Annotated in this window: 25 protein-coding genes and 1 pseudogene; 14 read left to right on the top strand and 12 right to left on the bottom strand. The window is 71.9% G+C overall.

From position 1 onward, the window contains the following. Positions 1-2: 2 nt before the first annotated feature. Positions 3-1400: a DUF6421 family protein gene (locus AB0F77_RS26460; RefSeq protein WP_361953560.1), complete on the bottom strand. Its 1398-nt coding sequence runs from the start codon at positions 1398-1400 to the stop codon at positions 3-5. 408 nt (positions 1401-1808) lie between these two features. Here AB0F77_RS26460 and AB0F77_RS26465 point away from each other — a divergent pair, with 408 nt between their 5' ends. Further along, the gene (locus tag AB0F77_RS26465; protein ID WP_361953563.1) at positions 1809-2492 is read left to right on the top strand and encodes a glycerophosphodiester phosphodiesterase family protein; all 684 of its coding nucleotides are present in this window, start codon (positions 1809-1811) and stop codon (positions 2490-2492) included. Between the two features lie 3 nt (positions 2493-2495). Here the strand turns inward: AB0F77_RS26465 and AB0F77_RS26470 are convergent, their stop codons facing one another. Beyond that, positions 2496-3035 carry an N-acetyltransferase gene (locus tag AB0F77_RS26470; protein ID WP_361953566.1) on the bottom strand — a complete coding sequence of 180 codons (540 nt, stop codon included), beginning with the start codon at positions 3033-3035 and terminating at the stop codon, positions 2496-2498. Between the two features lie 137 nt (positions 3036-3172). On the opposite strand from AB0F77_RS26470, the gene AB0F77_RS26475 reads away from it, so the two are divergent. Further along, entirely contained in the window at positions 3173-3565 is a 393-nt protein-coding gene (locus AB0F77_RS26475) for a VOC family protein (protein WP_361953569.1), read from the top strand. A gap of 26 nt (positions 3566-3591) precedes the next feature. On the opposite strand, the gene AB0F77_RS26480 is transcribed toward AB0F77_RS26475, so the two are convergent. Continuing rightward, positions 3592-4140, bottom strand: coding sequence for a MarR family transcriptional regulator (locus tag AB0F77_RS26480; RefSeq protein ID WP_361953572.1), 549 nt, complete (start codon positions 4138-4140; stop codon positions 3592-3594). 301 nt (positions 4141-4441) lie between these two features. On the opposite strand from AB0F77_RS26480, the gene AB0F77_RS26485 reads away from it, so the two are divergent. The 3 genes from AB0F77_RS26485 to AB0F77_RS26495 all read left to right on the top strand — a co-directional run bounded on the left by AB0F77_RS26485 (position 4442) and on the right by AB0F77_RS26495 (position 6948). Next, positions 4442-5014 (top strand): DUF5134 domain-containing protein, encoded by a 573-nt coding sequence (locus AB0F77_RS26485; protein WP_361953574.1) that lies wholly within the window; start codon positions 4442-4444, stop codon positions 5012-5014. A 101-nt stretch (positions 5015-5115) separates the two neighbouring features. Further along, entirely contained in the window at positions 5116-6051 is a 936-nt protein-coding gene (locus AB0F77_RS26490) for a M56 family metallopeptidase (protein WP_361953577.1), read from the top strand. A 183-nt stretch (positions 6052-6234) separates the two neighbouring features. Then, positions 6235-6948 (top strand): phosphatase PAP2 family protein, encoded by a 714-nt coding sequence (locus AB0F77_RS26495; RefSeq protein ID WP_361953580.1) that lies wholly within the window; start codon positions 6235-6237, stop codon positions 6946-6948. 19 nt (positions 6949-6967) lie between these two features. On the opposite strand, the gene AB0F77_RS26500 is transcribed toward AB0F77_RS26495, so the two are convergent. The 6 genes from AB0F77_RS26500 to AB0F77_RS26525 form a co-directional block, all read right to left on the bottom strand. Continuing rightward, positions 6968-7873, bottom strand: coding sequence for a carbohydrate ABC transporter permease (locus AB0F77_RS26500; RefSeq protein ID WP_361953583.1), 906 nt, complete (start codon positions 7871-7873; stop codon positions 6968-6970). Then, positions 7870-8802, bottom strand: coding sequence for a sugar ABC transporter permease (locus tag AB0F77_RS26505; protein ID WP_361953586.1), 933 nt, complete (start codon positions 8800-8802; stop codon positions 7870-7872). The genes AB0F77_RS26500 and AB0F77_RS26505 overlap by 4 nt, the downstream gene beginning before the upstream one ends. Then, positions 8799-10181 carry an ABC transporter substrate-binding protein gene (locus tag AB0F77_RS26510; protein WP_361953589.1) on the bottom strand — a complete coding sequence of 461 codons (1383 nt, stop codon included), beginning with the start codon at positions 10179-10181 and terminating at the stop codon, positions 8799-8801. The genes AB0F77_RS26505 and AB0F77_RS26510 overlap by 4 nt, the downstream gene beginning before the upstream one ends. A 67-nt stretch (positions 10182-10248) precedes the next feature. After that, a complete protein-coding gene (locus AB0F77_RS26515) occupies positions 10249-11346 on the bottom strand; it encodes an enolase C-terminal domain-like protein (RefSeq protein ID WP_361953592.1) in 1098 nt (365 codons plus the stop codon). Between the two features lie 52 nt (positions 11347-11398). Next, entirely contained in the window at positions 11399-14695 is a 3297-nt protein-coding gene (locus tag AB0F77_RS26520; RefSeq protein ID WP_361953595.1) for a discoidin domain-containing protein, read from the bottom strand. Between the two features lie 130 nt (positions 14696-14825). Beyond that, positions 14826-15665: an FCD domain-containing protein gene (locus AB0F77_RS26525; RefSeq protein WP_361953598.1), complete on the bottom strand. Its 840-nt coding sequence runs from the start codon at positions 15663-15665 to the stop codon at positions 14826-14828. A 313-nt stretch (positions 15666-15978) separates the two neighbouring features. Here AB0F77_RS26525 and AB0F77_RS26530 point away from each other — a divergent pair, with 313 nt between their 5' ends. From AB0F77_RS26530 to AB0F77_RS26550, 5 genes are all read left to right on the top strand, one after another. Beyond that, positions 15979-16728, top strand: coding sequence for an SDR family oxidoreductase (locus AB0F77_RS26530; RefSeq protein ID WP_361953602.1), 750 nt, complete (start codon positions 15979-15981; stop codon positions 16726-16728). 5 nt (positions 16729-16733) lie between these two features. Continuing rightward, positions 16734-17057 carry an L-rhamnose mutarotase gene (locus AB0F77_RS26535; protein WP_361953605.1) on the top strand — a complete coding sequence of 108 codons (324 nt, stop codon included), beginning with the start codon at positions 16734-16736 and terminating at the stop codon, positions 17055-17057. 59 nt (positions 17058-17116) lie between these two features. After that, complete coding sequence (locus AB0F77_RS26540; protein WP_361953608.1) at positions 17117-17950, top strand: amidohydrolase family protein; 834 nt, start codon at positions 17117-17119, stop codon at positions 17948-17950. Beyond that, entirely contained in the window at positions 17947-18915 is a 969-nt protein-coding gene (locus AB0F77_RS26545) for an aldo/keto reductase (RefSeq protein ID WP_361953611.1), read from the top strand. Before AB0F77_RS26540 ends, AB0F77_RS26545 begins: the two co-directional genes overlap by 4 nt. Positions 18916-19040: 125 nt before the next feature. Next, positions 19041-19751 (top strand): HAD family hydrolase, encoded by a 711-nt coding sequence (locus AB0F77_RS26550; protein ID WP_361953614.1) that lies wholly within the window; start codon positions 19041-19043, stop codon positions 19749-19751. On the opposite strand, the gene AB0F77_RS26555 is transcribed toward AB0F77_RS26550, so the two are convergent. Beyond that, positions 19742-19993 (bottom strand): DUF2630 family protein, encoded by a 252-nt coding sequence (locus AB0F77_RS26555; RefSeq protein ID WP_361953617.1) that lies wholly within the window; start codon positions 19991-19993, stop codon positions 19742-19744. The two genes, AB0F77_RS26550 and AB0F77_RS26555, sit on opposite strands and share 10 nt — an antisense overlap. A 254-nt stretch (positions 19994-20247) precedes the next feature. On the opposite strand from AB0F77_RS26555, the gene AB0F77_RS26560 reads away from it, so the two are divergent. Further along, the gene (locus AB0F77_RS26560) at positions 20248-20901 is read left to right on the top strand and encodes a helix-turn-helix domain-containing protein (protein ID WP_361953620.1); all 654 of its coding nucleotides are present in this window, start codon (positions 20248-20250) and stop codon (positions 20899-20901) included. A gap of 137 nt (positions 20902-21038) precedes the next feature. Then, entirely contained in the window at positions 21039-22475 is a 1437-nt protein-coding gene (locus tag AB0F77_RS26565; RefSeq protein ID WP_361953623.1) for a nucleobase:cation symporter-2 family protein, read from the top strand. Here AB0F77_RS26565 and AB0F77_RS26570 read toward each other — a convergent pair. Further along, positions 22398-22748: pseudogene (locus AB0F77_RS26570) on the bottom strand (helix-turn-helix transcriptional regulator); the annotation flags it as partial. The gene AB0F77_RS26565 and the pseudogene AB0F77_RS26570 sit on opposite strands and share 78 nt — an antisense overlap. Before the next feature lie 122 nt (positions 22749-22870). Here AB0F77_RS26570 and AB0F77_RS26575 point away from each other — a divergent pair. Next, entirely contained in the window at positions 22871-23950 is a 1080-nt protein-coding gene (locus AB0F77_RS26575; RefSeq protein ID WP_361953626.1) for an NADH:flavin oxidoreductase/NADH oxidase, read from the top strand. Positions 23951-24055: 105 nt separating this feature from the next. On the opposite strand, the gene AB0F77_RS26580 is transcribed toward AB0F77_RS26575, so the two are convergent. Next, positions 24056-24805: a PaaX family transcriptional regulator C-terminal domain-containing protein gene (locus AB0F77_RS26580; RefSeq protein ID WP_361953629.1), complete on the bottom strand. Its 750-nt coding sequence runs from the start codon at positions 24803-24805 to the stop codon at positions 24056-24058. A 71-nt stretch (positions 24806-24876) separates the two neighbouring features. Between AB0F77_RS26580 and AB0F77_RS26585 the strand changes: the two genes are divergently transcribed. Further along, positions 24877-26541, top strand: a complete 1665-nt coding sequence (locus AB0F77_RS26585) for an acyl-CoA dehydrogenase family protein (protein ID WP_361953632.1) — start codon at positions 24877-24879, stop codon at positions 26539-26541. Positions 26542-26623: the final 82 nt, after the last annotated feature.

Here is a 26623-nt window from a genome sequence, read left to right on the forward strand (position 1 = left end):
GCTCACGCGGCGACCCGCTCGGCCCCGTCCGCCGTGATGCCCTTGGTGGAGGCGATCACGTTCTTCAGCTTCTTGGACAGTGCCTCGTAGAACATGCTCAGCGGAAACTCGTCCGGAAGCACGTCATCCACGAGTTTCCGCGGGGGCTGGGTCAGATCCAGGGCGTCGGGGCCCTTGGCCCACCGGGAACCGGGGTGCGGGGAGAGGTACGTGGCGACCAGTTCGTAGCCGGCGAACCAGTGCACCAGCTTCGGGCGGTCGATGCCGTCGCGGTAGAGCTTCTCGATCTCGTCGCACAGCTGGTTGGTGACCTGCGGAGCGCGGTCCCAGTCGATGTGCAGCTTGTTGTCCGTCCAGCGCACGACGTCGTGCCTGTGCAGGTAGGCGAAGAGCAGCTGGCCGCCGAGGCCGTCGTAGTTGCGCACCCGCTCGCCGGTGACCGGGAAGCGGAACATCCGGTCGAAGAGCACCGCGTACTGCACGTCACGGGCCTGCGGGACGCCGTCCGCCTGGAGCTTCACGGCCTCCTTGAAGGCGGTGAGGTCGCAGCGCAGCTCCTCCAGGCCGTACATCCAGAACGGCTGGCGCTGCTTGATCATGAATGGGTCGAAGGGCAGGTCGCCGTGGCTGTGGGTGCGGTCGTGGACCATGTCCCACAGCACGAACGCCTCCTCGCAGCGCTTCTGGTCGTGGACCATGGCGGCGACGTCCTCGGGCAGCTCAAGACCGAGGATGCCCACGGCGGCGTCGGTGACGCGGCGGAAGCGGGCGGCCTCGCGGTCGCAGAAGATGCCACCCCAGGTGAAACGTTCCGGCGCCTCACGGACGGCGATGGTCTCCGGGAAGAGGACCGCCGAGTTGGTGTCGTAGCCGGACGTGAAGTCCTCGAAGGTGATGCCGCAGAAGAGCGGGTTGTCGTAGCGGGTGCGCTCCAGCTCGGCCAGCCACTGCGGCCAGACCATGCGCAGCACGACCGCCTCCAGGTTGCGGTCCGGGTTGCCGTTCTGCGTGTACATCGCGAACACCACGAGGTGCTGGAGCCCGTCCGCGCGGTCGGCCGCCGGCTGGAAGGCGAGGAGGGAGTCGAGGAAGTCGGGGACCCCGAAGCCGCCGTCGGCCCAGCGGCGCAGGTCCTTCACCAGGGCCTCGTGGTACGCGGCGTCGTGCGGGAGCAGCGGGGCGAGCCGCTCGACCGCGTCCACCACTCGGCCTACCGCGCCCTCGGCGTCCTGACAGGAGGGTGCGTCCTCGGCCTCGAAGTCGATCGAGCCGTCCTTGGACTGCCATGGCCGGATCTGCTCCACGGCTTCCTTGAGCACGGGCCACGCCGGGTGCTCGATCACCCTGGTCACGGGAGGAATCCGCTCCTCGGAACCCACCTGCACAAGAATTTCCGTCATGTTCCATCCTCCACGGGACAAGCTCGCGTAAGGACACCGTATGCGTACACGGTTTCTCCCAGCAAGGGGACCATCCGGAAATCATCCTGTGGCACCGCCTGGTAACCGCTCTTTTTCCTGCCGTAAACCGTGACAGCACTCACTTCCACTCCGCGGGGCCGTGCGGTCGGCCCCGCGGCGGCAGGGTGGGAATCCGGCCGTTCCACGGGCCGGGGAACCGCCTCGCGCCTGGTGGCGATCACCGTGGGTCCGGGCCGCCTGCCCCGTGCGCGTCACCCCAATCCCCCGTGTACGCGCGGGTCCATCGGCGGACCAGGCCGTTAGGCTGGCGGTTCCGCCGCGTGGACAGCGAGGTCCGGGCCGGTCCGCGCGACTGCCGAGCCGCCGTCGACGGAAGCGAGTTGAACCTTGAACTTCCTTACCATCGGTCACCGCGGAGTCATGGGCGTCGAGCCCGAGAACACTCTCCGTTCCTTCGTCGCCGCCGAGCAGGCCGGCCTCGATCTCATCGAACTCGACCTCCACCTGAGCAAGGACGGTGCTCTGGTGGTCATGCACGACGCCAAGGTGGACCGCACGACCGACGGGACCGGTCCGATCGCCGACCGGACCCTCGCCGAGCTGCGCACCCTGGACGCGGGACGCGGGGAGCGCGTCCCGGTGTTCGAGGAGGTGCTGGACGCCGTGCGGTCGCCGTTGCAGGCGGAGATCAAGGACGTGGCGGCGGCCCGGGCGCTGGCCGAGGTGATGCACCGGCGCGACCTGGTGTCCCGGGTGGAGGTGTCCTCGTTCCACGACGAGGCGATCGCGGAGATCGCGCGGCTGGTGCCCGGGGTGCGCACCGCGCTGGTCGCGAGCAGGTACGGCACCGACGTGGTGGACCGGGCCACCGAGGCGGGCGCCGCGACGGTCTGCCTCGACATCCGGCGGCTCACCCTGGAGATCGTCGAGCGCGCCCGCAAGGCCGATCTGCGGATCATCGGCTGGGTGGTCAACACCCAGGACCAGCTGCGGCTGGTCCGTGCGCTCGGGCTGGACGGCGCGACGACCGACTACCCGGAGATCAAGCGCACGGGCCGCTTCACCGCCTGAGCGTCACCCGAGGGACTTGACCAGCAGCTCGAACGCCAGGTCGTCCCGCTGCGGGATGCCGAAGCGCTCGTCGCCGTACGGGAACGGTGTCATGCGTCCCGTACGGCGGTAGCCGCGCCGCTCGTACCAGGCGATCAGGTCCTCGCGCACGGAGATCACCGTCATGTGCATCTCCGTGACGCCCCAGCTCGCGCGGGCCCGGCGCTCGGCCTCGGCCATGACCACCTTGCCGAGGCCCGCGCCCTGGAGGGCGGGGCTGACCGCGAACATCCCGAAGTAGGCGTGGTCGCCGCGGTGTTCCAGCTGGCAGCAGGCGACGACACGGCCCTCCCGCTCCACCGTCAGCAGCGTGCTGTCGGGCGACTTGACGACCGCGAGCACCCCTTCGGGGTCGGTGCGCTGCCCCTCCAGGATGTCGGCCTCGGTGGTCCACCCGGCCCGGCTGGAGTCTCCTCGGTACGCCGACTCGACCAGGGCGACCAGCGCGTCCACGTCGGCGTCGGTGGCTTCGCGGAAGGTGAGGTCGGGGGCGGGAGCGTCCATGATGCGGGACTCCGATCTGTGACACGGCTCGGCAGGTCGTGCCCCACCCTGCCACGGGAGCCCGTCCGCCCACGAACGGCCTCGGTCGACGAGCCGTTCCGGCCCGCGGGAGCCGGCAGGCCCTAGGGTGCGGACGCATGGTGCACGTACTCAGCAGCCGGGTCCTGCTCCGGCCCACCGATCCCGAGCGCTCCCGCTTCTTCTACGGTGAGCAACTGGGCCTCGCCGTCCACCGCGAGTTCGGCACGGGAGCGGAGCGCGGCACCGTCTACTTCCTCGGCGGCGGCTTCCTGGAGGTCTCCGGCCGCTCCCGCACCCCGTCGGCGCCGGCGCTGCGGCTGTGGCTCCAGATCGAGGACGCGGCGGCGGCACGGGACGAGCTGCTGGCGAGGGGCGTCGGGATCGAGCGGGACCCGGTGCGGGAGCCCTGGGGGCTGATCGAGATGTGGACCAGGGACCCGGACGGCACCCGGATCGTCCTGGTGGAGGTCCCGGCGGACCATCCGCTGCGCTACCGGCCCGAGATCTAGGGCCCGTCGGACCGCTCCCGATGCCTTCAGGCGGGCAGCGCTCCCGGGCGGGCCTCCATCCTGCCGAGCAACTCCCCGAGCAGCCCGGCCAGTTCACCCCGTCCCTCGGGAGCGAGCGCGGACAGCACGGCCGCCTCGTGGGCGAGCTGTTCGGGCAGGACGCCGTCGACGAGGGCGCGGCCGGCCTCGGTGAGGCGGACATGGGCGACCCTGCGGTCACGGGTGTCGCCCCGGCGTTCCACGAGTCCGCGTTCGGTGAGCTGCTTGAGGCGTTTGGTGACGGCGGCGCCCGAGGAGAAGGTCTCGCGGCTCAGCTCGCTCGGGGTCAGTTCGCGGCCGGTGCGGCGCAACGCGCCGAGCAGGTCGAACTCGGAGCGGCTGAGGCCGGCGCGGCGCAGCGGGGCGTCCTCGGCCTGCTGGAAGAGGGCGGCACAGCGGTTGATGCGGCCGATGATCTCCATGGGGCCGGTGTCGAGGTGGGGGTGGACGGCGTGCCACTGCCGGACGACCGAGGCGACGGTGTCGCCCCCCGCCGTGTCGTTCCCGGGCGCGGGTCGTCCGTTGCTCGGCGTCATGGCCGTACGTCCTCCGTCGTGGCTGTCGTCGTCTGCGTGGCCGCCGGACCGGTCCGGGAGCGCCGCTCCCGGTGTCGTGCCGTAGCGGCGAGCGTACGGTGTCCGGCCCCCTCGACGAGGACGACCCGCTCCGGCGGGCTCCGGGGCGGGGGTGACACGGCCTCGACCGAGGACCATGTCACAGGGTGTGCTCCTGCGAACGCTCCCCGTGCACCCCGGTGCGCTCGCTTGCGCGCCACGTGTGGCGGGCATCACCTCCGTCGACGGAACGCGGAACGCGGGGCGGGCAGCGGGAGGCAGCGTGCACGGACCGGCTTCGCTCGGCTGGCTCCTGGTCGCGCTGTGCGCGGCCACCGGTGCCTACTGTCTGCTGCGGATGCGCAGCAGCGTCGAGGAGCAGCGCAGCGCGGCGGGCGGCGAGGCGCTGATGGGCTTCGGCATGGCCGCGATGGCCGTGCCCGCCACGGTGTTCGCCCCGCCGCCGTGGGCCTGGCCGCTGTACGCGGCGGTGTTCGGGGCGGCGGCGCTGCGCGCCCTGTGGGGTGCGCGCGCCAGTGCGCACCACCGGCACCATCTGGTCGGGGCAGCGGCGATGGTCTACATGTCGGTCGTGATGGCCCTCTCCCCCGCCGCGCACCACGCGCACGGGGGCGCCGGACTCCCGGCGCTGACCGGGGTGCTGCTGCTCTACTTCGCCGGCTACGTGCTGCTGTCGGGCGCCCGGCTCGTCCCGGCGGTCGTGCCGGGAGCGCCGGGCGTACCGGGCGTGCCGGGCGGTGGCCCGGCGGTCCGGTGGGGGGACCGTCCGGAACTGGCGCTGACCTGCCGGCTGTCCATGGCGATCGGCATGGTCGCGATGCTGCTCACGCTCTGAGCCGCGGCCGGCCGCGCGCTGTGGCAAGGGGGCGTTGTGTCCGTCACTTTGGGCCGTTGGGCCGTATCCCGGCCCGGTCCGCCGCTCATAGGGTGCTGTCCATGATGGTCCCCGCGGCACTGCTGCTGCTCGGCGCCCTGACCGCCTTCGTCGGCCCCCGGCTCATCGCCCGCGCCGACTGGGTGGACCGGGAGCCGGTGGTCGCGCTGTGGGTGTGGCAGTGCGTCGTGGCGGCCGTGCTGCTGTGCTGCGCCCTGTCGATGACGTTCAGCGCTGCGGCCGCCTGGCAGGAGGTGCGCGGACACGTCTTCGCCCCGGCGCCGCGCGCGGTGGTGGACGCCTACGCCCTCAAGGGGGCCGGGCCCTGGGCGGCGGCGACGGCGGTGGCCCTGGCGTGCGGTGGGCTGTGGAGCGCGGCGATGCTGGTCCGGGAGGTCGTGCGGGCCCGGTCGCGACGGCATGCGCGACGGTCGGAACTCCTCGTGCGCGCACCGCTGTTGCCCGGTGAGGAACCGTCCGGCGGACGGCTGGTGGTGCTGGAGGGCGAGCGGCCCGGCGCCTGGTGGCTGCCCGGCGGGGCGCCCCGACTCGTCATCACCACGGCCGCGTTGCGCCGGCTGGAGGGACGGCAGCTGGACGCCGTGCTCGCCCATGAGCAGGGGCACGCGCGGGCGCGGCACGACTGGCTGCTGAACTGCTCGGGGGCGCTGGCGGGCGGGTTCCCGCAGGTGCGGGTGTTCGCGGCGTTCCGGGACGAGATGCACCGGCTGGTGGAACTGGCCGCGGACGACATGGCCTCGCGCCGCTTCGGACGGCTCACGACGGCGCTGGCGCTGGTCGAACTCAACGAGGAGCGGGGCGTGTTCGGTCCCGCCCCCACCCCGCAGGCCCAGGTGCCCGAGCGTGTCAACCGGCTGCTCACTCCCCCGGACCGGCTGCCGGCCGTGCGCCGCCTCTGGCTGACGGCCGCCGCCGCGCTGGTGCCGGCGGCGCCTTTGGCGGTGGCCCTGGTCCCGGCCCTGCGGGCGCTCGGCTGAGGGCTGCGCCGACGAGCCGGGACACGCCGTTCGTCGACCGCTGCACAGTCCTGGCCGGGCGCGCAGTTGCCCGTGCCCCCCTCGGGGCGCCACCGGCCCCGCGCACCGGACGGCGAGCCACTGCCGGACGCGCCGGGGTGGGAGTGGTGGTGCCAGGTGCGGGGCGTCGGGGAAGATCGCGGGATGGACCCTTCGGCCGGCGGCCCGTCGTCCCGCACCCCCGCGGTCGTCGCGCTGGTGCTCGTGGTGTGCTCGGCGGTGCTGACCGCGCTGGTCGCGGCCGAGTGGCGGCCGCTGCTCTCGCTGGACGGGAGCGTCGCCAGGACCACCCACCGCTGGGCGGTCGCCGAGCCCGTGGTCACCCGCGTCTTCCGCGTCCTGACCGACTGGGTGTGGGACCCCCTCACCCTGCGTCTGGTGGCAGTGGCCACCGCCGGATGGCTGGTGTGGCGCCGCTCGGCGTGGTGGACGGCGGTGTGGCTGCTGGCGGCCTGTGCGTTCGGCGTGCTGGCGCAGCAGGCGCTGAAGGCGGCCGTGGGCCGCGCCCGCCCGGTCTGGCCCGACCCCGTCGACTCCGCGCGCTACGCGTCCTTCCCCTCCGGGCACGCCATGACCGCGACGGTGGTGTGCGGACTGCTGCTGTGGCTGCTGCACCGCTCGGGCGCGGGCCGCGCCCTGTGGCGCACGGCCGTAGTGGTGGCCGTGGTCTCGGTCGTCGGGGTGGGCGTGACCCGGGTGTGGCTCGGGGTGCACTGGCCCTCGGACGTGCTGGGCGGCTGGCTGCTCGGCGCGCTGGTGGTGGCGCTCGCGGTGCCGGTGCACGAGCGCGTGGCGCGGGGCCCGTACGGGCGCGGGGCGCGTGACCGGTCCGCGGGCGCGCCCGGCGACGGCGGCTGATCCGCCGGCCCGCGCCCCGTCACTCCTTCGTCGAGCCCGCGAGCATGCCCGAGACGAGGGTGCGCTGGGAGAAGAGGAACAGCACCAGCACCGGCAGGATCGCGACGATGATCGCGAGGGCGAGTTCCGGGACGGTGATGTTCAGTCCCGCGCCGGCCACCGGGTTGAACGAGGGTGTGGAGGACAGCAGTTGGTTCAGGCCCACCTGGATGGGGAACTCGTCGCTGTTCGGCAGCACGAGATAGGGCAGGAAGAAGTTGTTCCAGTTGCCGACGAAGCTGAAGAAGGCGACCAGTCCGATCACCGGCTTGGCGAGCGGCAGGGCGATCCTGAGGAACAGCTGCCACTCGGTGCAGCCGTCGATGCGGGCGGCGGACAGCAGGTCGCGGGGCAGGCTGGTGGCGAAGTAGATGTACACGAGGTACACGCCGAACGGGTAGAACGAGAAGGGCAGGATCACCGACCAGGCCGTGCCGATCAGATGGAACTTGTTCAGTTCGAGGAAGACCGGCAGGACCAGGGTGGCCGACGGCATGATCATCGAGACCAGGGTGATCGCGAGCAGGATCTTGCGGCCGGGGAATCTGGTCAGGGCCAGGGCGTAGCCGGCCGGGACGCTGGTGACCAGGGTGAGGACCAGTGAACCGCCCGCGTAGAGCGCCGAGTTGCGCAGCCACACCAGGACCGCGCCGTCCTCGAAGGAGAACAGGTGCCGCCAGGCGGCCCCGATCTGCCCGAACGAGCCGAAGGACAGCGGGTTGTCGTGGACGATCTGCCCCGCGGTCTTGCTCGGGGCGAGCAGCAGCCACAGGACCGGCAGGACGAAGAACACCAGCAGGACGGCGAGCAGCAGCCCCACGATCAGCGCGGAGACGGCCCGCGAGGGCGTGGTACGGGAGCGCGCGAGCGCGAGAGGTGATGTCATTTCTCATCCAACGAAAACATGTTCGAGCGCCAGACGAGCAGTCCCGCGCAGAGCAGGCCGAGTGCCAGCAGGAAGACGGAGATGGCGGCGGCGCCGTTGAAGTCGCCCTGCTGGAAGGCGTAGACGTAGGCGAGCTGGTTGGGTGACCAGGTGGGGCTGACCCGGCCCAGGCTGGCGGTCTGGAGCAGCTGCGGCTCCACGAACAGCTGGGTGCCACCCGCGAAGGCCAGGATGGTCATGTAGGTGATCCACTGCCGGATCATCGGGATCTGGATGGACCAGGCGGTGCGCCAGGGCCCGGCCCCGTCGATGCGGGCCGCCTCGATGACCTCGTCCGGGATGTTGTTGAGCGCCCCGTACATGACGACCATCCAGCCGCCCGCGCCGGTCCAGAACGCGACCAGCATGAAGATGAGCGGCAGGTTGCCGGGGGCGAGGACGGCGGCGAAGCTGTCCATCCCCATGGCCTTGAGCAGCCAGGAGACCGGGCTGACGTCGGGGTCGAGCATGAACAGCCAGACCAGGACGCTCGCCACGCCGGCGAGGGCGCCGGGGATGTAGTACAGGAACCGCAGCACCGCGGAGGCCCGGGAACTGACCCGGCCGCGCAGCACGACGGCGCTCAGGACGGTCAGCACCACGAGCGTCACCAGCCACAGCACCAGGTAGACCAGGATGTGCCCGAACGCCGGCAGGAACCGGTAGTCCTGGGCGACCCTGATGAACTGGTTGATGCCCGTGAACTGGCCCGAGACATTGGTGAAGGCCAGGTAGAACGCGTAACCGGTGGGGAAGACGCCGAACGCGAGCAGCAGCAGCGTGTACCCGGAGACGAACAGGGGGCCCGCGGCGCCGCCCCGCCGCCGCGGCGTGCTGCCGCGGCGGGGAGGGGCGGTCACGGTGACGGGCTGGGTGTCCAGCAGCGTCATCGGTCGGTCACCTTGTATCCGTTGGCCTTGGCCTGGTCCCTGATGGACTTCTGCCAGGCCGGGAGGGTGTCGGTCAGGGTCTTGCCCGCGGTGAGGGCCGGCAGGACGACGCTCGACCAGGAGGTGGCGTCCGAGAACTTGGTGTTGGACCAGCCCGTCCACACCTCGTCGGCGGCCTGCTGGAAGGGGCCGCTGACGTCGGTCGCGAAGTAGGAGCGGTTCGCCGGGTTGGCGAGCCACGCCTTGGCGGCCGGCGCGTAGGCCGGGTAGGTGGGCGCGGACGCCTGGTTGGCGTCGGAGGTGGTCAGCCAGGTCACCAGGTCCGTGGACGCCTTCAGGTCGGCGCTGTGCCCGGAGACCATCCAGACGCCGCCGCCGACGTTGCCCGTGGTCGCGGTGGTCTCACCGGGCCAGGTCAGCGGGGCCGACGCGGTGATCTGCTTGGCCGGGGCGTGGAAGGCCGCCTTGAACAGGTACTGGCCGTACCAGGACGGGCCGTAGGCCATGAGGACCTTGGAGCCGCTGCTCTTGGCAAAGCCCTGGCTGAAGAAGCCCTGGGTGGTGACGGCCTTCGCGGCGATCAGCTTGTCCAGGAGGCCGGCCATCCGGGTGCAGTCGGGGTCCTGGAGGTCCGAGCGCAGGGTGTCCGGCTTGGTGAGGTTGAACGCCGGGCACTGGCTGGACCAGAAGTACGACTCGTGGGAGTTGGTGTCGCCCACCGAGCCGACGAGGTAACCGGGGTGCTCCTTGGCGACCTTGACGCCCAGGGCCTCGTACTCGGCCCAGGTGGTGGGGACCTGGTAGCCCCACTTGTCCATCAGGGACTTGTTGTACCAGAGGACGACCTGGGCGATGTCGTTGCGCATGCAGTAGGTGTGGCCGCCGAACTGGCACGGCGCCAGGGAGCCCTTGGCGAAGCCGTCCAGGGTGCTCTGCGGGACCAGCTTCTCGTCCAGCGGGGCCGCGAAGGGGGTGGCGCCGGGCTTGGTCGGGGCGGACGCCCAGGTGACGTCGGTGGGCGAGCCGAAGACGACGTCGGGCCAGCCCTTGCCGGTGCGGTCGAACAGCTGCACCTTCGTCTGGAGGTAGGTGGAGCCGTCGGCGCCGCCGTCGTAGGTGACGATCTTCAGCTTCGCGTCCGGGTGGGTCTTCTGGTACGCCTGCACCGAGGGCAGCCGGGTGGAGTCGGTCCACACGGTGATCTCGGAACCGGCCTTCTGCGCGACCGGCTTGAACGGGGTGTTGCTCGCCTTGGCCGAGCCCGCCCCGGGGGACGGATCGGCGTCGGCGCAGCCGGCCAGCGCGGTGAGGGCCGCCAGGGCGGCTCCCGCGGCGAGGGCGCGGACGGCTCTGCCGCGCAGGGAGCGGGAAGACGTCATCGTCTTGCCTTTCGTGGTTCGGATCGAGCGGAGTTGCGGAGTCGGTACGGCATGGGGGCGGGCGGGGTCAGCGGGGTCGTTCCACGAACCGCTGGAGTTCGCTGCCGTAGCCGAAGTCGAGGGGCAGGGAGATGCCCGGACCGGTGGGGGCGTGCACCAGACCCTGTTCGTCGACGTGCCGCTCGCGGACGACGTCGGTGGAGGTGACCAGGGACTCGTAGTAGGTGGTGTTGGAGATGGCCATGCAGAGGTGGTGGTTCGGGATGTCCGAACCGTGCACCTCGGCGCGCACCCGGAAGGCGTCGGCCAGGTGGGCGGTGCGCATCGCACCGGTGATGCCGCCGCGCAGGGTGGTGCCGGCGCGGACGCCGAAGGTGGCGGCGCCGCTCCTGATGAAGTCGGCGGAGTTCATGTGCGCGCCGTCGGAGGTCTCGGCGACGAGCAGCGGGACGGTGACGGTCTCGGCGAGCCGCTGGTAGGCGCTGATGCTGAACTCGCGCATCGGCTCCTCGTACCAGAGGTAGTCGGCCTCGCCGAGCGCCTGCCCCAGGTGGATGGCGTCGGGCAGGTCGAACCCGGCCGAGCCGTCGTACATGAGGGGGACGTCCGGGCCGACGTGGTCGCGCAGCGCCTGGCACAGCGCGGCGTCCCGGCGGGCGTCGCCCCAGGCGTGCAGCTTGATGCCGTGGTAGCCCAGTTCGAGGCACTGGTCGGCGACGGAGAGGAACTCCTCGGTGGTGGCGAAGGTGGAGGTGGAGGCGTAGGCGGGGATGGCCTCGCGGAAGCCGCCGAGCAGCTGCCACACGGGCCGGTCGTGCACCCGGCCGGCCAGGTCCCACAGCGCCACGTCGATCAGGCCCAGGGCGGGCAGGGGCAGTTCGTGGATGCGGTCGAGTTCCCAGACCCGGTGCCAGAGCCATTCGCGCCGGAACGGGTCGGCCCCCACGAGTTCCTCGCGGAAGACGCGGTCGACCAGGTCCTGGAGGGTGACGGCCGCTCCCGGCCGCGCGAACACCGCCACCCCCTCGGCACCTTCGTCGGTGCCGATGCGCAGGACCGCGCCGTCGCCCACCGGTGCGCTTCCGCTCAGTCCGTCCCGCCACCGGAAGGGCGGGTCGGCGGCGGGGACGTCGATCCGGTGGACCTCGACATGTGTGATCTTCATGGTCGCTTTCTGTTCCTGAGGTGGAGTACGGCCGGGAGACGACCGGCGTGGCTCAGAAGCCGCCGTACGCCTGGAGTTCGTAGATGCTGCCGCCGCTGAAGCTGGAGCCGGTGACGGTCAGCCGCAGGTAACGGGCATCGACGGGGCTGTCGGCGAAGGAGTAGTTCGCCTGGGCCGTGGTGGCGTTGGCCGTGTGGTCGTCGAGCGTGGACCAGTGGACGCCGTCGGCCGAGTACTCCATGAGGTACTGGTAGCCGCTCGACTTCTCGAACGTGGTGACCACGCTGGAGACCGTGGTCACCTTGCCCAGGTCGACCTGGATCCAGGACGGGTCGGGCAGACCGAGACCCTGCGCCCAGCGGGTGGACAGATCGCCGTCCACGGCCAGTTCCGGTGTGTTGGGCTGCGAGTACGAGGACACGGTCACCGGTGCCTTGAGCGCCAGGTCGTGGTCGGCCGGCATGGTGATCGTGGCCGCGTCGCTCGGCGCGGAGGCGTTGAGCGCGGCGTCCCTGGCGACGACGGTGAAGGAGTAGTCCTTCCCGGGCGTCAGGCCGCCGGCCCGCACCTTGGTCTGGTCGGTGACGGCGATGCGCTTGCCGTCCTGGTAGACCGCGTAGCTGGTGACACCCTGGTCGTCCGGGGCGGCGGGCCAGCTCACCTCGGCGAGGCCGGGCAGCAGCGCGGTGGCGGTGGGCTTCGACGGCGCGGCAGGCGCGGTGTGGTCGTCGCTCGGTGCGAGGGCCGTGCCGTAGACCTGGAGTTCGTAGATGCTGCCGCCGGCGAAGCTGGAGCCGGTGATCGTCAGCCGGACGTAACGGCCGTGGGTCTCCTGTTCCGCGGGGGCGTAGTTGGCCTGCTCGGTGGTGACGTCGCCGGTGTGGTCCTGGAGCGTGGTCCAGTGGGTTTCGTCGGGCGACACCTCCAGGCGGTACTTGTAGCCGTTGTCCTTCTCGAAGGTGGTGATGGCGCCGCTGATGTCGTACTGCGCGCCCAGGTCGACCTGGATCCAGGACGGGTCGGGCAGCCCGAGGCCCTGCGCCCAGCGGGTGGACAGGTCACCGTCCACGGCCAGTTCCGGCGTGTTCGGCTCCGAGTACGAGGACTCGGTGACCGGCTTGTTCAGGGCCAGGTCGGTGCCGGAGGGCATGGTGACCGTGGTGGCCGGGCCGGGCTTCGACTCGTTGCCCGCGGCGTCGCGGGCGGTGACGGTGAAGCTGTACGTCGTGCCGGCCGTGAGGTTGGGGATGCGCACCGAGGTGCCCTTGGCGGCACTGACGAGCTTGCCGTCCCGGTACACGGAGTAACCGGTGACACCGCTGTCGTCACTGGCGGCGGGCCAGCTCAGGTCGGCGACGGTCGGGAAGTCCGTGACGGCGGCCGGCTTGCCGGGCGCGGTCGGCGCGGTGCGGTCGCTCTGCTCCGGGTCCGGGTCCAGGTGGCGGTACTTGGCCTGGAGTCCGGCGTTGTCGAGGATGGAGGCGGGCAGCTGCTCGCAGCCCTCCACGGTCGTGTTGTTGGCGATCGTGTCGTCGGTGCTGTTGAACTGGGTGGCGAACCGCGACGAGGTGGTGAAGTTGTAGTCCGCGGTGATGTCCATGCCGTGGTTGAACAGCAGCCACTGGAAGGCGATGTCGCAGAACGCGTTGTTGGTGGTGTGCCAGTAACGGCTGCCTTCGTCCTGGTAGATCGCGCCGTAGGCGAGCGGCGGGATCTTGTGGATGAAGTTGCCGGACACCACACCGCCGGGGTTGGCGCTGAGCGTGTAGATCGCGCCGCCGTCGGCCTGCGACTTCATGATGTCGCTGATGTCGTTGTCGGTGATCACGTTGGAGCGGGCGGTGGTCGGGGTGTCCCAGATCGGCACGCCCGAGTTGCCCGGGTAGTTGGTGTCGCCGCCCTTGTCGGTCAGACCCCAGCCCCAGCCCACGGAGATGCCGCTGTAGGGCAGGTCGTAGAGCTTGTTGTGGGTGATGACCGTGTGGTCGGTGTAGCCGGCGAAGATGCCCAGGGAGCCCTGGTACTGGTCGGCGACGTGGGTGACCACGTTGTTGTCGACCGTGTTGTCCTGGGTGATGTCGCGCGGGTCGTCCGGGTGGGCGTCGATGACGTCCGTGCCGCCGACCTGGATGCCCGTCGAGGCGATCTGCTTGAAGACGTTGCCCGTGACATGGGTGCCGCGCGTACCGGTGTTGAGGTTCAGGCCGACCGCGCCGAGGTGGGTGAAGGTGTTGCCCGTGAAGTCGACGCCGTGGCCGTGGCTGACGTTGACCGCGCCGGGCGTCTTGACCCACTTGAGGCGGGTGGAGTCGAAGTCCGGGTTGTCATTGCCGACGATCCGGAAGCCCGCCTGGCCCTCGATGAGTCCGTCGTCCGAGCTCGGCGCCAGCCAGGTGGAGTAGGAGAAGGTGATGCCCTGGAAGGACACGTTGCTCACCGGGTGGTCGGTGGTGCCGTCGAGGTCCACCAGGTCCTGCACCCGGGGCACGGTCACGGTCGCCGTGGCGAGGTCCTGCCCGTCCTTGGGCATGTAGTAGAGGTCGCCCGCGCTCTTGTCGAGGTACCACTCACCGGGGGTGTCCATCAGCTCCCGGGCGTTCTCCAGCCAGTTCGGGTTCCCGATCTGGTTGCCGTCGTGGAGGTTGGCGTTGTGGAAGCAGGGCTGCTGCATGGTCATCGTCGTGCCGCTGATCAACTTGACCGGGCAGCGCAGCATCATCCAGCCGATGCGGCTGATGACCTCGATGTCGCCCTGGTTCTTCCAGCCGTCCATGCTGGTGTCGGTGATGGTGTAACCGGTCGAGGTCTTGGTGAAGCCCGACGGGTTCTCCTGACCGCGGGCCCGGGTCTCCAGCTCGCCGTTGACGTAGAGCTGCCGGGTGTCGAGGTCGCCGACGTGCGCCTTGTAGACCTTGTGGCCGGCGTCGACGGGCTTCCAGCCGGTGACCTGGCTGCCGCCGCTGATCACCGGGTCGGCGCCCGGGGCGGCTTCGTAGACGACGCGGTGGCCGTTGGTGCCGGAGTCCCGCTCGGTGAGGCTGAAGGTACGGTTCAACCGATAAGTACCAGACAGGAGTTCGACATGAATATCGCGCTCCATGTGGTGGTTGATCTTCCGCACGTGGTCACGGGCGTATTCCAGCGTCTTGAAGGGGTGCTGGGCGTTGCCCGAGCCGGAGTCCTGGCCGTACTGCGGTGACACGTACACCAGTTGGGGCGCCGGGCCGGACCGGTCGGCGGCGGAGGACTCGGCGGCGGTCAGCGGGAGGGCCGCGACGGCCAGGGTCAGTACCGTCAGCGTCGCGGCTCTTCGCCGTGGGTTTCGCCGACGTATTGAGGACTTGCGCATGGGAATCCAATCGCCTCGACGGGGAGGAGGTGCGGACGGCCCGGTCCTCGGCCGGGCCGTCCGGGGCATGGACGGCTCATTCCTTGTGGGTGGTGCGGGTCCCCGCGGGTGACTTCCTGTCGGGCGCCTGTCAGGAGGCGGAAGTCTCCGGCGGGGACGTCTTCGGGGCACCTGTGGCGTCCGGCGCCGCCGGGGCGGTGTCGCCCGGGGCCGTCTGGACGTTGAAGATGCGGTCGCGGATCCTGCGCTCGAACTGCCGGCGGGTGGTGGCGATGTGCTCGGCCATCAACTCGGCGGCGCGGTCGGACTCTCCGGCGGCGATGGCCTCCGCGATGGCCATGTGCTGCCGACCGGCGACCTCCAGCGAGCCGGGGGCGTCCCCGTGGAAGAGGAGGACGTCGGACTGCGCGGCCAGCCGCCGGACGTTGGCGACGCTGGAGCGCAGGAAGACGTTGCGAGCGGCCACGCCGACGCGGTCGTGGAAGAGCGCGTCGGCCGCCGCGAAGGCGTCGGCGTCGGCCGCGCGCCCCGCGTCCAGGGACTGGGTGGCACTGTCCCTGATGTCCCGCACCTGGACGGGGGTCGCCTCGCTCGCGGCACGCCGCGCGGTCTCGGACTCGACCAGGGTGCGGTAGTCGAGCAGCATGAGGACGTGCTCCATGCTGGTCGGCTGGAAGTGGGTCAGGTCGTCCTCGGCGAGTCCGCCGGGCGACTGGGCGACGAAGATGCCGGCGCCCCGGCGTACGCTGAGCCTGCCGATCGCGGCCAGCACCTTCACCGCCTCCCGCGTCACGTTGCGCGAGGCGCCGAGGATGTCGGCCAGGCCCGCCTCGGTGGGCAGCCGGTCGCCGGGCCGCAGATTCTGCTCGGTGATGTAGGCGAGCAGCTGCTCGGCGACCAGTTCATAGCCCGGCCGGTAACGGCCGGCAGCTCCACTGTTCCTGGCCGAGACCTTGCTCTCTTCACTCACCGGAACAACTCCCGAGATTAATCAGATTCATTGGCGGAGTCACTATGACACCGGCGATGCATGGCGGGAAGAGTCCGGCTGAAAATTTCCAGATTCCGGCCGCCAAAAGCCGCGCAACAGGGCAAAGCATCACCTCGGACGTCGCGGTCATTGCGTACGGCGAGCCCGAATGCCTATGGTCCATCCGGCCGATCGACCAACGTCGGAGGCCGAATGCATCTGATTACTGGGGGGCGTGGTACCCGCCGGACAGGTCGTCCGGCACCGGTTCACCCCCGGGGAACGTCTTGAACAAGCCACGAGCGAGGGAGACATGGGGAGCTTCGACGGGCTCAGGGCCCTGGTCACCGGCGGCGCGTCCGGCATCGGACTGGCGACCGCGCGTCAACTGCTGGCCGAGGGGGCCGCGGTGGCGGTCCTCGACGTGGACGAGCCCACGGTGGCGGGCTGCGTGCCCGTCCGGGCCGATCTGCGGGACGACGCCTCCGTACGGGAGGCCGCCGGTACGGCGCTGGACGCGCTCGGCGGTCTCGACGTACTGGTCAACAACGCGGGCATCGGCGCCCAGGGCGCGGTGGAGGACAACACCGACGAGGAGTGGCTGCGCGTCCTGGACGTGAATCTGCTCGGCCTGGTCCGGGTCACCCGCGCCGTGCTGCCCGCGCTGCGCGCCTCCGAGCACGCCGCGATCGTCAACGTCTCGTCCGTCGCCGCGACCACGGGTCTGCCGCAGCGCGCGGTGTACTCGGCGAGCAAGGGCGCGGTGCTGTCGCTGACCCTCGCCATGGCGGCCGACCTCACGCCCGACGGGGTCCGGGTCAACGCCGTGAACCCGGGGACCGTGGACACCCCCTGGGTGGGCCGGCTGCTGGACCGCGCGGCCGACGCGGAGCGGGAGCGGGCGGCGCTGGTCGCCCGCCAGCCGCACGGACGGCTGGTCCGGGCCGAGGAGGTCGCCGCCGCCATCTGTCATCTGGCGTCCCCGGCGTCCGGTTCCGTCACGGGCACGTCCCTGGCGGTCGACGGCGGCATGGCCGGTACCCGTCCGCGGGGCAAGGGGTGAGCGGGGTGCGCAGGTTCGCGTCGGTGATCCGGCTGCGACCGGAGAAGGAGGCGGAGTACCGGCGGCTGCACGCCGACGCCTGGCCGGGTGTGCTCGCCGCGATCAAGCGGGCGAACATCGGCAACTACTCCATCTTCCTGCGTGACGGACTGCTGTTCAGCTACCTGGAGTACTACGGCGACGACTACGCGGCGGACACCGCCTCCATCGCCGAGGACCCGGTGACCCGTGACTGGTGGGCGCTGACCGACCCGTGCCAGCAGCCGGTGGACAGTGCAGCCGAGGGCGAGTGGTGGGCCCCCGCCGAAGAGGTCTTCCACCTCGACTGAGGACGCCCCCGGCAGCCGTACCGCGCGAGACCGTGAGCCATGAGACAAGGAACCCAAGCGTGCGCATCGACGCTCATCACCACCTGTGGGACCTCGACACCCTCGACCAGCCGTGGACGAGGGACATCCCGGTGCTGCGGCGGAGTTTCACCATGGACGACCTGCGGCCCGAGCTGGACCGGTCGGATGTGGACGCCACCGTCGTCGTCCAGACCGTCCCGGTGCCGCGGGAGACGCCAGAACTGCTGGCCCTGGCCGGCCGGGACCCGCGGGTGGCGGCCGTCGTCGGCTGGGCCGACCTGACCGACCCGGCACTGCCCGACCGGCTGGCGGAGCTGCGGGCACTGCCCGGCGGCGCGGCGCTCGTGGGCATCCGCCACGGTGTGCAGGACGAGCCCGACCCCGACTGGACCGCCCGCCCGGACGTCCGCGCGGGGCTCGCCGCCGTCGGCGCCACCGGACTCGTCTACGACCTGCTGGTACGGCCCGACCAACTGGCCGGCGCCGTGCGGACGGTGCGCGAGCTGCCCGGGGTGCGCTTCGTCCTCGACCACGGCGGCAATCCGGTCGTCGGACCGGACGGGTTCACGCCGTGGGCGAAGCTGATGGCCGAGCTGGCCGCCTGCCCGAACGTCGCGGTGAAGCTCTCCGGGCTGGTCACCCGCACGGACCCGCCGTTCGCACGAGCCCTTCGGCCCTACGCCCGGCTGCTGCTCGACCGGTTCGGCCCGGAGCGGGTGATGTTCGGCTCCGACTGGCCGGTCTGTCTGCTCGCCGCCGACTACGGCACGGTCGTGTCCGCGACGGAGGAGCTGACGGACGGACTGGACGAGGACGAGTCGGCGCTGGTCTTCGGCGGCACGGCGGCCCGCTGGTACGGGGTGCCGGCGTGACGGGCCGTACGGTCGGCCGTACGGCGGTGCGGCTGAGCCCGCTCGGCTTCGGCGCCGCCCCGCTGGGCAACCTCTACCGCGCCCTGGACGACGACACCGCCGGGGCGACCGTGGAGGCCGCCTGGGACGCGGGGGTGCGCTACTTCGACACGGCGCCGCACTACGGACTCGGCCTGTCCGAGCGGAGGCTGGGGCGGGCGCTGGCCGGCCGGCCGCGGGCGGAGTTCACGGTGTCGACCAAGGTGGGGCGGCTCCTGGAGCCCCACCCCTCCCCCACCGGATCCGACCTGGCGGCCGGCGGCTTCGCCGTCCCCGACGACCTGGTCCGGCGCCCGGACTACTCGCGCGACGGTGTGCTGCGCGGCCTGGAGTCGAGCCTGGCACGGCTGGGCCTCGACCGTGTCGACCTCGTGTACGTCCACGACCCCGACGACCACATGGACACCGCGCTGGCCCAGGCGGTGCCCGCGCTGGCCGAGTTGCGCGCACAGGGGGTGATCGGGGCGGTGGGCGTCGGCATGAACTCCGTGGCGCCGCTGGAGCGTTTTGTGGCGGAGGCCGACGTGGACGCCGTGATGGTGGCGGGCCGCTGGACCCTGCTCGACCGCTCCGCCCGGCCGCTGCTGGACGCGTGCGCGGCCCGGGGCGTCTCGGTGGTGGCCGCGGCGCCCTTCAACTCGGGGCTGCTCAGCAGCGCGTGGCCGGCCGAGGGCGCGTACGTCGACTACCGGCCGGCGTCACCGGCGGAGCTGGCCCGGGCCCGTGCGCTGGCGGACGTCTGCCGGCGGCACGGGACCGTCCTGCCGCACGCGGCCGTCCGTTTCCCGCTGCGGGACCCCGCGGTGGCGTGCGTGGTGGCCGGGTTCCGTACGCCCCAGGAGGCGACGTCCGCGGCGCGCTGGGCCGAGCACGACCTCACGCCCGACGCCTGGCGGGCGCTGGACACGGCGGCGGCCTCGGGCTGACGGTGGGCGCGCCCGTCCGCCGGGGCGGGCGGGCCGGCACGATCCCTTGTGATCCACACCACCTCGGCCCCGCTGTTGTGGATCAACGCCCGGACGTGTCGACGGTGTTGGGTACAGTCCGGCGCATGGCTGCCGTGCTCTTCGATTTCTCCGGGACCCTCTTCCGCGTCGAGTCCACCGAGTCCTGGCTGCGTGCCGTGCTCGCCGACACCGCGATCACCCTGTCCGAGTCCGAACTGGCCGACGCGGCCAAGGCGTTGGAGGTGGCCGGGGCGCTGCCCGGCGGGGCGAACCCGGTCGAGGTGCCGGCGGAGCTGGCCGAGGTGTGGGCGGTCCGCGACGAGAGCGCCGCGCTGCACCGCGCCGCGTACACCGGGATGTCCCGCCGGGTAGCGCTGCCCGACCCGGCCCTGCACGACGCGCTGTACGAGCGGCACATGGACCCGGACGCGTGGGCGCCGTACCCGGACGCGGGCCGGGTGCTGCGCACGCTGCGCGAGCGGGGGGTCGGTGTGGGTGTGGTCAGCAACATCGGCTGGGACCTGCGGCCGGTGTTCCGCACGCACGGCCTCGACGCCTACGTGGACGCCTACGTCCTGTCGTACGAGCACGGGGTGCAGAAGCCGGACGCGCGGCTGTTCTCGGTGGCCTGCGAGGCGCTCGGCGCCGATCCCCGGGACGTGCTGATGGTCGGGGACAGCCGGCCCGCCGACGGCGGTGCGGTCGCCCTGGGCTGCCGGGTCCACTTCGTGGACCACCTGCCCGTGGGCGAGCGGCCGGACGCGCTCCTGCCCGTGCTCGACCTGGTGGGCCGGCCGGCCACGGATCAGGCCTGATAGCCCTCGACCTGGGAGGAGGGCCGCACATGGGCCTCGTCGGGGTTCTCCCCGAACTCCTCCTTGGCGCGGCGCCGGCGCAACAGGTCCCAGCACTGGTCGAGTTCGCGCTCCAGCTCGCCGAGCCGGTCCCGTTCGGTCGCGCCGTCGATCTCCCCGGCCGCCAACCGGTCCCGGAGCCTGCGCTCGTCGTCCACCATCTCCGTGATCCTGGCCAGGATCCGCCGGTCCTGCTCCGTCACCGCCACCGCCTCCTCATTCGGACACCACTGCCCACGCCGGCGGGCGCCGGAACGACCTGGGACACGGTCTCCGCCCGGCCTCCGGGTCCGCTGCCCGGCGCCCGTGCGGCGCGTGAGGCGTCGATGAGCCGCCCGCCTGAGACGATCCCCCGTGTCGCCCCAGACGGACGGCAGCCCTGAAGAGGCCCGTGCATGAACCGGGCCCGCCCCGCTGAGTATAGTTGGCTGGCAGCCAGTCAACGCAGGAGTACAGCATGTCCCCGCGCAGCGCCTCGGTCAATGAAGAGTTGCGGCGGCGTTCCCGGGAACGGCTCCTCCAGGCGGCGGTGGAACTGGTCGACGAGCACGGTTTCGAGGCCACGACGCTGGGTGCGATCGCGGACCGCGCGGGATCGGCCCGCGGACTGGTGTCGTATTACTTCCCGGGGAAGCGCCAGCTCGTCCAGTCCGCCGTGCACCGGCTGATGCACCGCACGCTGGAGGAGGCCCTGGAGCGGGAGCCGTGCACCGAGGACGGCCGGGAGCGGATGGCCCGCGCCATCGACGCGATCCTCGGTCTGACCCGCGACCGTCCGGTGCTCATGCGGCAGCACATGGCCGGTCTGCTCCAGGCCGAGGGCTTCGTGCAGTGCCCGGAGCAGCGGCGGCTGTCGGAGCTGCTGAGCGACACGGTCACGCGGTACGGCTCCCCGGACGTGGCCGCCGACTACCCGATGCTGCGCGCCCTGCTCATGGGCGCCGTGTACTCGGCCCTGGTGCCGGGCGTGCCGATGCAGGTGCCGGTGCTGCGGGCCGAGTTGTTCAAGCGCTACCGGCTGGACTGGGCGATGGGGGTGCCGCCGGAGACGGCGGAGGCGGACGGGGAGTCGGTGAAGGACCTGTCACGGTTCTTCGCGACGGACGACTGATCCCGGGTGCCGTGGCAGGGTGACGGGTGACCGCGGCGAGGGACACACGGCGGCAACACCGCGGACATCAACAGACTGTGCAACGGCCTTACGGTCTCGTGCTGTTCGGAACCAGCCCCCACCGCTCCGGAGTGCCCATGGCCACGACCGCCCCCGTCCATCCCGTCGACGAGGTCCCGCCCGTACGGCAGTTGGCGGCCTTCGGGTTGCAGCACGTGCTCGCGATGTACGCGGGGGCCGTCGCGGTGCCGCTGATCGTGGGCGGCGCCATGAAGCTGTCGCCCGCCGACCTGGCGTATCTGATCACGGCGGACCTGCTGGTGTGCGGGGTCGCGACGCTGATCCAGTGCGTCGGGTTCCGGTGGTTCGGCGTCCGGCTGCCGATCATGCAGGGCTGTACGTTCGCCGCCGTGTCGCCGATGGTGCTCATCGGCACGACGGGCGGCGGACTGCCCGCGATCTACGGCTCGGTGATCGTCGCGGGGCTGGCGATCGTGCTGCTCGCACCGGTCTTCGGCAGGCTGCTGTGCTTCTTCCCGCCGCTGGTCACCGGCACGGTGATCCTGGTCATCGGCCTGTCACTGCTGCCGGTCGCGGGCAACTGGGCGGCGGGCGGGGCCGGTTCGGCGGACTTCGGGGAGCCGGAGAACCTCGCGCTCGCCGCCTTCGTGCTCCTGGTGGTGCTCGGGGTGCAGCGGTTCGCGCCCGCGTTCCTGAGCCGGATCGCGGTGCTCGTCGGCATCGCCGCCGGACTCGCGGTGGCGATCCCCTCCGGCTTCACGGACTTCGGCGGGGTGGGGGACGCGGACTGGGTGGGCGTCAGCACCCCGTTCCACTTCGGCACGCCGGTCTTCCACGCCTCGGCGATCGTGTCGATGCTGGTGGTGGCGCTGGTGACGATGACGGAGACCACCGGTGACCTGATAGCCGTGGGCGAGATGACCGGGCGGCCGGTCGAAGCGGGTCCACTGGCCGACGGGCTGCGCGCCGACGGTCTGTCCACCGTGCTGGGCGGGGTGTTCAACACCTTCCCGTACACGGCGTACGCGCAGAACGTGGGCCTGGTCGGGATGACCCGGGTGCGCAGCCGCTGGGTGGTGGCCGCGGCCGGCGGCATCCTCGTGCTGCTGGGGCTGCTGCCCAAGCTGGGCGCGGTGGTGGCGGCGGTACCGGCGCCGGTGCTCGGCGGCGCCGGTCTGGTGATGTTCGGGACGGTCGCGGCGAGCGGGCTGCGGACGCTGGCGCGGGTCGACTTCCGGGGCAACGACAACGCGACCGTGGTGGCCGTCTCGGTCGCGGTCGGTCTGCTGCCGGTCGGTGTGCCGACGGTCTACGCGAAGTTCCCCGACTGGTTCCAGACGGTGATGAACAGCGGCATCAGCGCGGGCTGCCTCACCGCCGTCGTGCTCAACCTGCTGTTCAACCACCGCGCCTCACGGGCCGGTTCGGTCTCCGGTGATTCCGGCGCCACCCGTGCTTCCGGTGCCGACGGGGACGCCGGTCCCGAGGCGGGCGGCCTGTCGGTCGGCGGCGGCGAGGAGGCTGTCGAGCAGTCCCGGGAAGAGGGCGTCTAGGTCGTCCCTGCGCAGTCCGTTCATCTTGGCCGTGCCCCGGTAGACCTGCTGGATCACACCGCTCTCGCGCAGCACCCGGAAGTGGTGGGTGGTCGTCGACTTGGTGACCGGCAGGTCGAAGTACGAGCAGGACAACTCGTCGCCGTCGACGGCCAGTTCGCGCACGATCTGGAGGCGCAGCGGGTCGGACAGCGCGTGCAGCACCCCTTCGAGGCGGATCTCGCCGCGCACGGGGTGCGGAAGCTCGCGGCTGGTCGCTGCGGTACGGGTCACGGCCTCTCACCTTCGTCCTGGAGGTCTCATTGTACGAAGTCTCTCGTAGTTTGACATCCACCGTACTACGATGCTTACCGTACAAGGGACCACCGGCCTCGTGACCACGAATGGAGTCCGCCGTGAGCGCGCTCTTCCAGCCCTACACCCTGCGCGAAGTGACCATCCCCAACCGGGTCTGGATGCCCCCGATGTGCCAGTACTCGGCCGAGGCCGAGGGTCCGCTGGCGGGCGCCCCGCAGGACTGGCACTTCGCCCACTACGCGGCGCGCGCGGCGGGCGGCACCGGGCTGATCATCACGGAGGCCACGGCGGTCTCGCCCGAGGGCCGGATCTCGCCGTACGACCTGGGCATCTGGAACGACACCCAGGTCGAGGCGTTCCGCCGGATCACGCGTTTCCTGGTGTCGCAGGGCACGGTGCCCGGCATCCAGCTCGCGCACAGCGGGCGCAAGGCGTCCACGGACCGCCCCTGGAAGGGCGGCGCACCGGTCGGTCCGGAGGCCCACGGCTGGCCGCCGCTCGCCCCGAGCGCGCTCCCGTTCGCCGAGGGCCATCCGGTGCCGCACGAGCTGACGGTGGATCGGATACGCGAGATCGTCGGGCAGTTCGCGGACGCCGCCCGGCGCGCGCTCGCCGCCGGCTTCGAGGTCGCGGAGCTCCACGGCGCCCACGGCTACCTCATCCACGAGTTCCTCTCCCCGCACTCCAACCGCCGCACCGACGCCTACGGCGGCTCGTACGAGAACCGGACCCGGTTCGCACTGGAGGTCGTGGACGCCGTCCGCGAGGTCTGGCCGGAGGACAAGCCGCTGTTCTTCCGGATCTCCGCGACCGACTGGCTGGACGAGGGGGGCTGGACGGCGGACGAGACGGTGCGCTTCGCGGGCGAGCTGCACGCCCACGGCATCGACCTGCTCGACGTCTCCACCGGCGGCAACGTGGCGGACGCCCGCATCCCGGTCGGCCCCGGCTACCAGGTGCCGTTCGCCGCCCGGATCAAGGCGGAGACGCCGATGCCGGTCGCCGCGGTCGGGCTGATCACCGATGTCGAACAGGCGGCGAAGATCGTGGCCAACGACGAGGCGGACGCGGTGCTGCTCGGCCGTGAATTGCTCCGCAATCCGTCCTGGGCCCGCCACGCGGCCCGCGAACTGAACGCCGACGTCCACGTCCCGGACCAGTACCACCGCTCGGCCTGACGAACCCGGGGAGCGCAGGGGGGTGCCCCGGACCGCACGTCGTCCGTGCGGTCCGGGGAGATCGCCGGTTCCGGGCGGACGCCGGGGGCGGGCCACCGCGGTCGGTCACTCCCTTCGGCCCACCGCCCTGGTGAGTTCGCTCTGGTAGGACGCGTAGGTGGCGCGCAGGTGGGGGGCCGGCCAGTCCTCGGGGAGCAGGGGGGCGGGCAGGACCGGGTCGGTCAGGAGGTGGCGGACGACCGCGGCGAAGGCGGTGAGCCGGTCGGCCGGGGCCCGGGCGCTGTCCACGTGGTCCAGCAGGGCCCGCGCGGTGGCGGACCAGGCGTCCAACGGCCACAGCCGGGCGACGAGTTCGCGCGGCGACGAACCGGGGCGGGCGGCGTAGGTCTGGGCGACCGGTTCCAGGTCGTGCGGCAGCGGGCGGCCGAGGTTGGCGGGCCGCAGCCACACGCCCTCGCGGAGTTCGGCGAGGCGCAGCCCGGTCAACCGGGCGCGCAGGTCGGCGCGTTCGGCGGGGCCGCGACCCGTCGCGGTGATCACCACCATCTCCCAGTCGCCGTCCCACGCGCGCGTGCCGGGGTGCAGTGCGTCGTCCTGGCGGCGCTGTCGGGCGAGCAGCCGGTCGCTGAGCCCGTAGACGGCGTCCCCGCGCCGCAGGTCGCCGCCGGCCACCATGCGGCTGAGCGCGGCCCGCAGGGTGGAACCGCCGATCCCGAAAGGCTCCACGAGCCGTACCAGGTCCTTCACGGGCAGCTCGGGCGGATGCGTACCCAGCAGCAGGCTCAGCACGACCGACCGGGCGGACAGCGGTCGCAGGTCGACCTCGCCGGGCGGCACAGTCACGTTCATCGGCATGAGCACGTACTGTACGTGCGCTTTCTTGTTGCATCATTGTCACGACCGCATAAAAGATGCAACATGACCCCATGGTACTGATGCCCGCCGCCGCGCAGCCGCCGTCCGCCACCCACGACGTCACCAACCAGCCCCCTCCCCTCGCCCCGTACGACGCCTCCGAGGACACCGCGCTGCTGGAGGGCCTGCGCCGGGAGGGCGCCGGATGGGCCGAGGACGAGCTGCGGCGGCTCGGCCTGAACGCCGGCAGCGTCCAGGCGCAGGAGTGGGGCGACCTGGCCAACCGGCACGAGCCCGTGCTGCGCACGCACGACCGGTACGGCAACCGCGTCGACGAGGTCGAGTTCCACCCGAGCTGGCACCGCCTGATGCGCACCGCGGTGGCCGAGGGCCTGGCGGGTGCGCCCTGGGCGGACGACCGGCCCGGCGCGCACGTGGCCCGGACGGCGGGCGGACTGGTGTGGGGCCAGACGGAGGCGGGACACGGGTGCCCGACGTCGATGACGTACGCCGCCGTACCCGCGCTGCGCGCCGAGCCGGACCTCGCGAAGGTCTACGAACCGCTGCTCACCAGCCGTCTGTACGAACCGGGGCTGCGGGTGCCGACCGAGAAGCCGGGGCTGCTGGCCGGGATGGGCATGACCGAGAAGCAGGGCGGCTCGGACGTCCGTACGAACACCACGGCGGCCACGCCCACCGCCGAGCCCGGCGTGTACACGCTGCGCGGGCACAAGTGGTTCACCTCGGCGCCGATGTGCGACGTCTTCCTGGTGCTGGCGCAGGCGCCGGGCGGGCTGTCGTGCTTCCTGGTGCCGCGCGTGCTGCCCGACGGCACCCGCAACACGTTCCGCGTCCAGCGGCTCAAGGACAAGCTCGGCAACCGCTCCAACGCGTCGTCCGAGCCGGAGTTCGACGGGACCGTGGCGTGGCTGGTCGGCCCTGAGGGCCGGGGTGTGAAGACGATCATCGAGATGGTCAACTGCACCCGGCTCGACTGTGTGATGTCCTCGGCGACGCTGATGCGCAAGACCCTGGTCGAGGCGGGCCACCATGTGCGCCACCGCAGCGCGTTCGGGGCCCGGCTGATCGACCAGCCGCTGATGCGCAACGTCCTCGCCGACCTCGCGCTGGAGTCCGAGGCGGCGACGACGCTCACGCTGCGGCTGGCCGGGGCGGCGGACCGGGCGGTGCGCGGGGACGCCGGTGAGCAGGCGTTCCGGCGGATCGCCACCGCCGTCGGCAAGTACTGGGTGACCAAGCGCGGCCCGGCGTTCACCGCGGAGGCCCTGGAGTGCCTGGGCGGCAACGGGTACGTCGAGGAGTCGGGCATGCCCCGGCACTACCGCGAGGCGCCGCTGCTGTCGATCTGGGAGGGCTCGGGGAACGTCAACGCGCTCGACGTGCTGCGGGCGCTCGGCCGGGACGCCGCGACCAGGGAGGCCCTGTTCGGCGAACTCGCCCACGCGCGCGGGGCGAACGCGCACCTCGACGCCGCGGTGACCCGCCTCGGGGACCGGCTCGCCGAGGCCGACGAGTCGGGTGCCCGCCGGCTGGTGGAGCTGATGGCGCTCACCCTCCAGGCGTCCCTGCTGGTGCGGTACGCCCCGCCCGCCGTCGCGGACGCCTTCTGTGCGACCCGACTGGGCGGCGACTGGGGCCACTCCTTCGGCACGCTGCCCTCCGGTGCCGACCTGAACACGATCCTGGAACGCGCGCTCCCGGCCGACGCTTCCTAATGCTCCTGTCAAGCGGCTGTAGTCACCGGAGGTGTGACTTGGTAGCACCGTCGGTCACGGATCAGGGCCCAGATGACGTTCA

This window comes from Streptomyces sp. NPDC026672, assembly GCF_040638185.1.
Classification (GTDB): Bacteria; Actinomycetota; Actinomycetes; order Streptomycetales; family Streptomycetaceae; genus Streptomyces.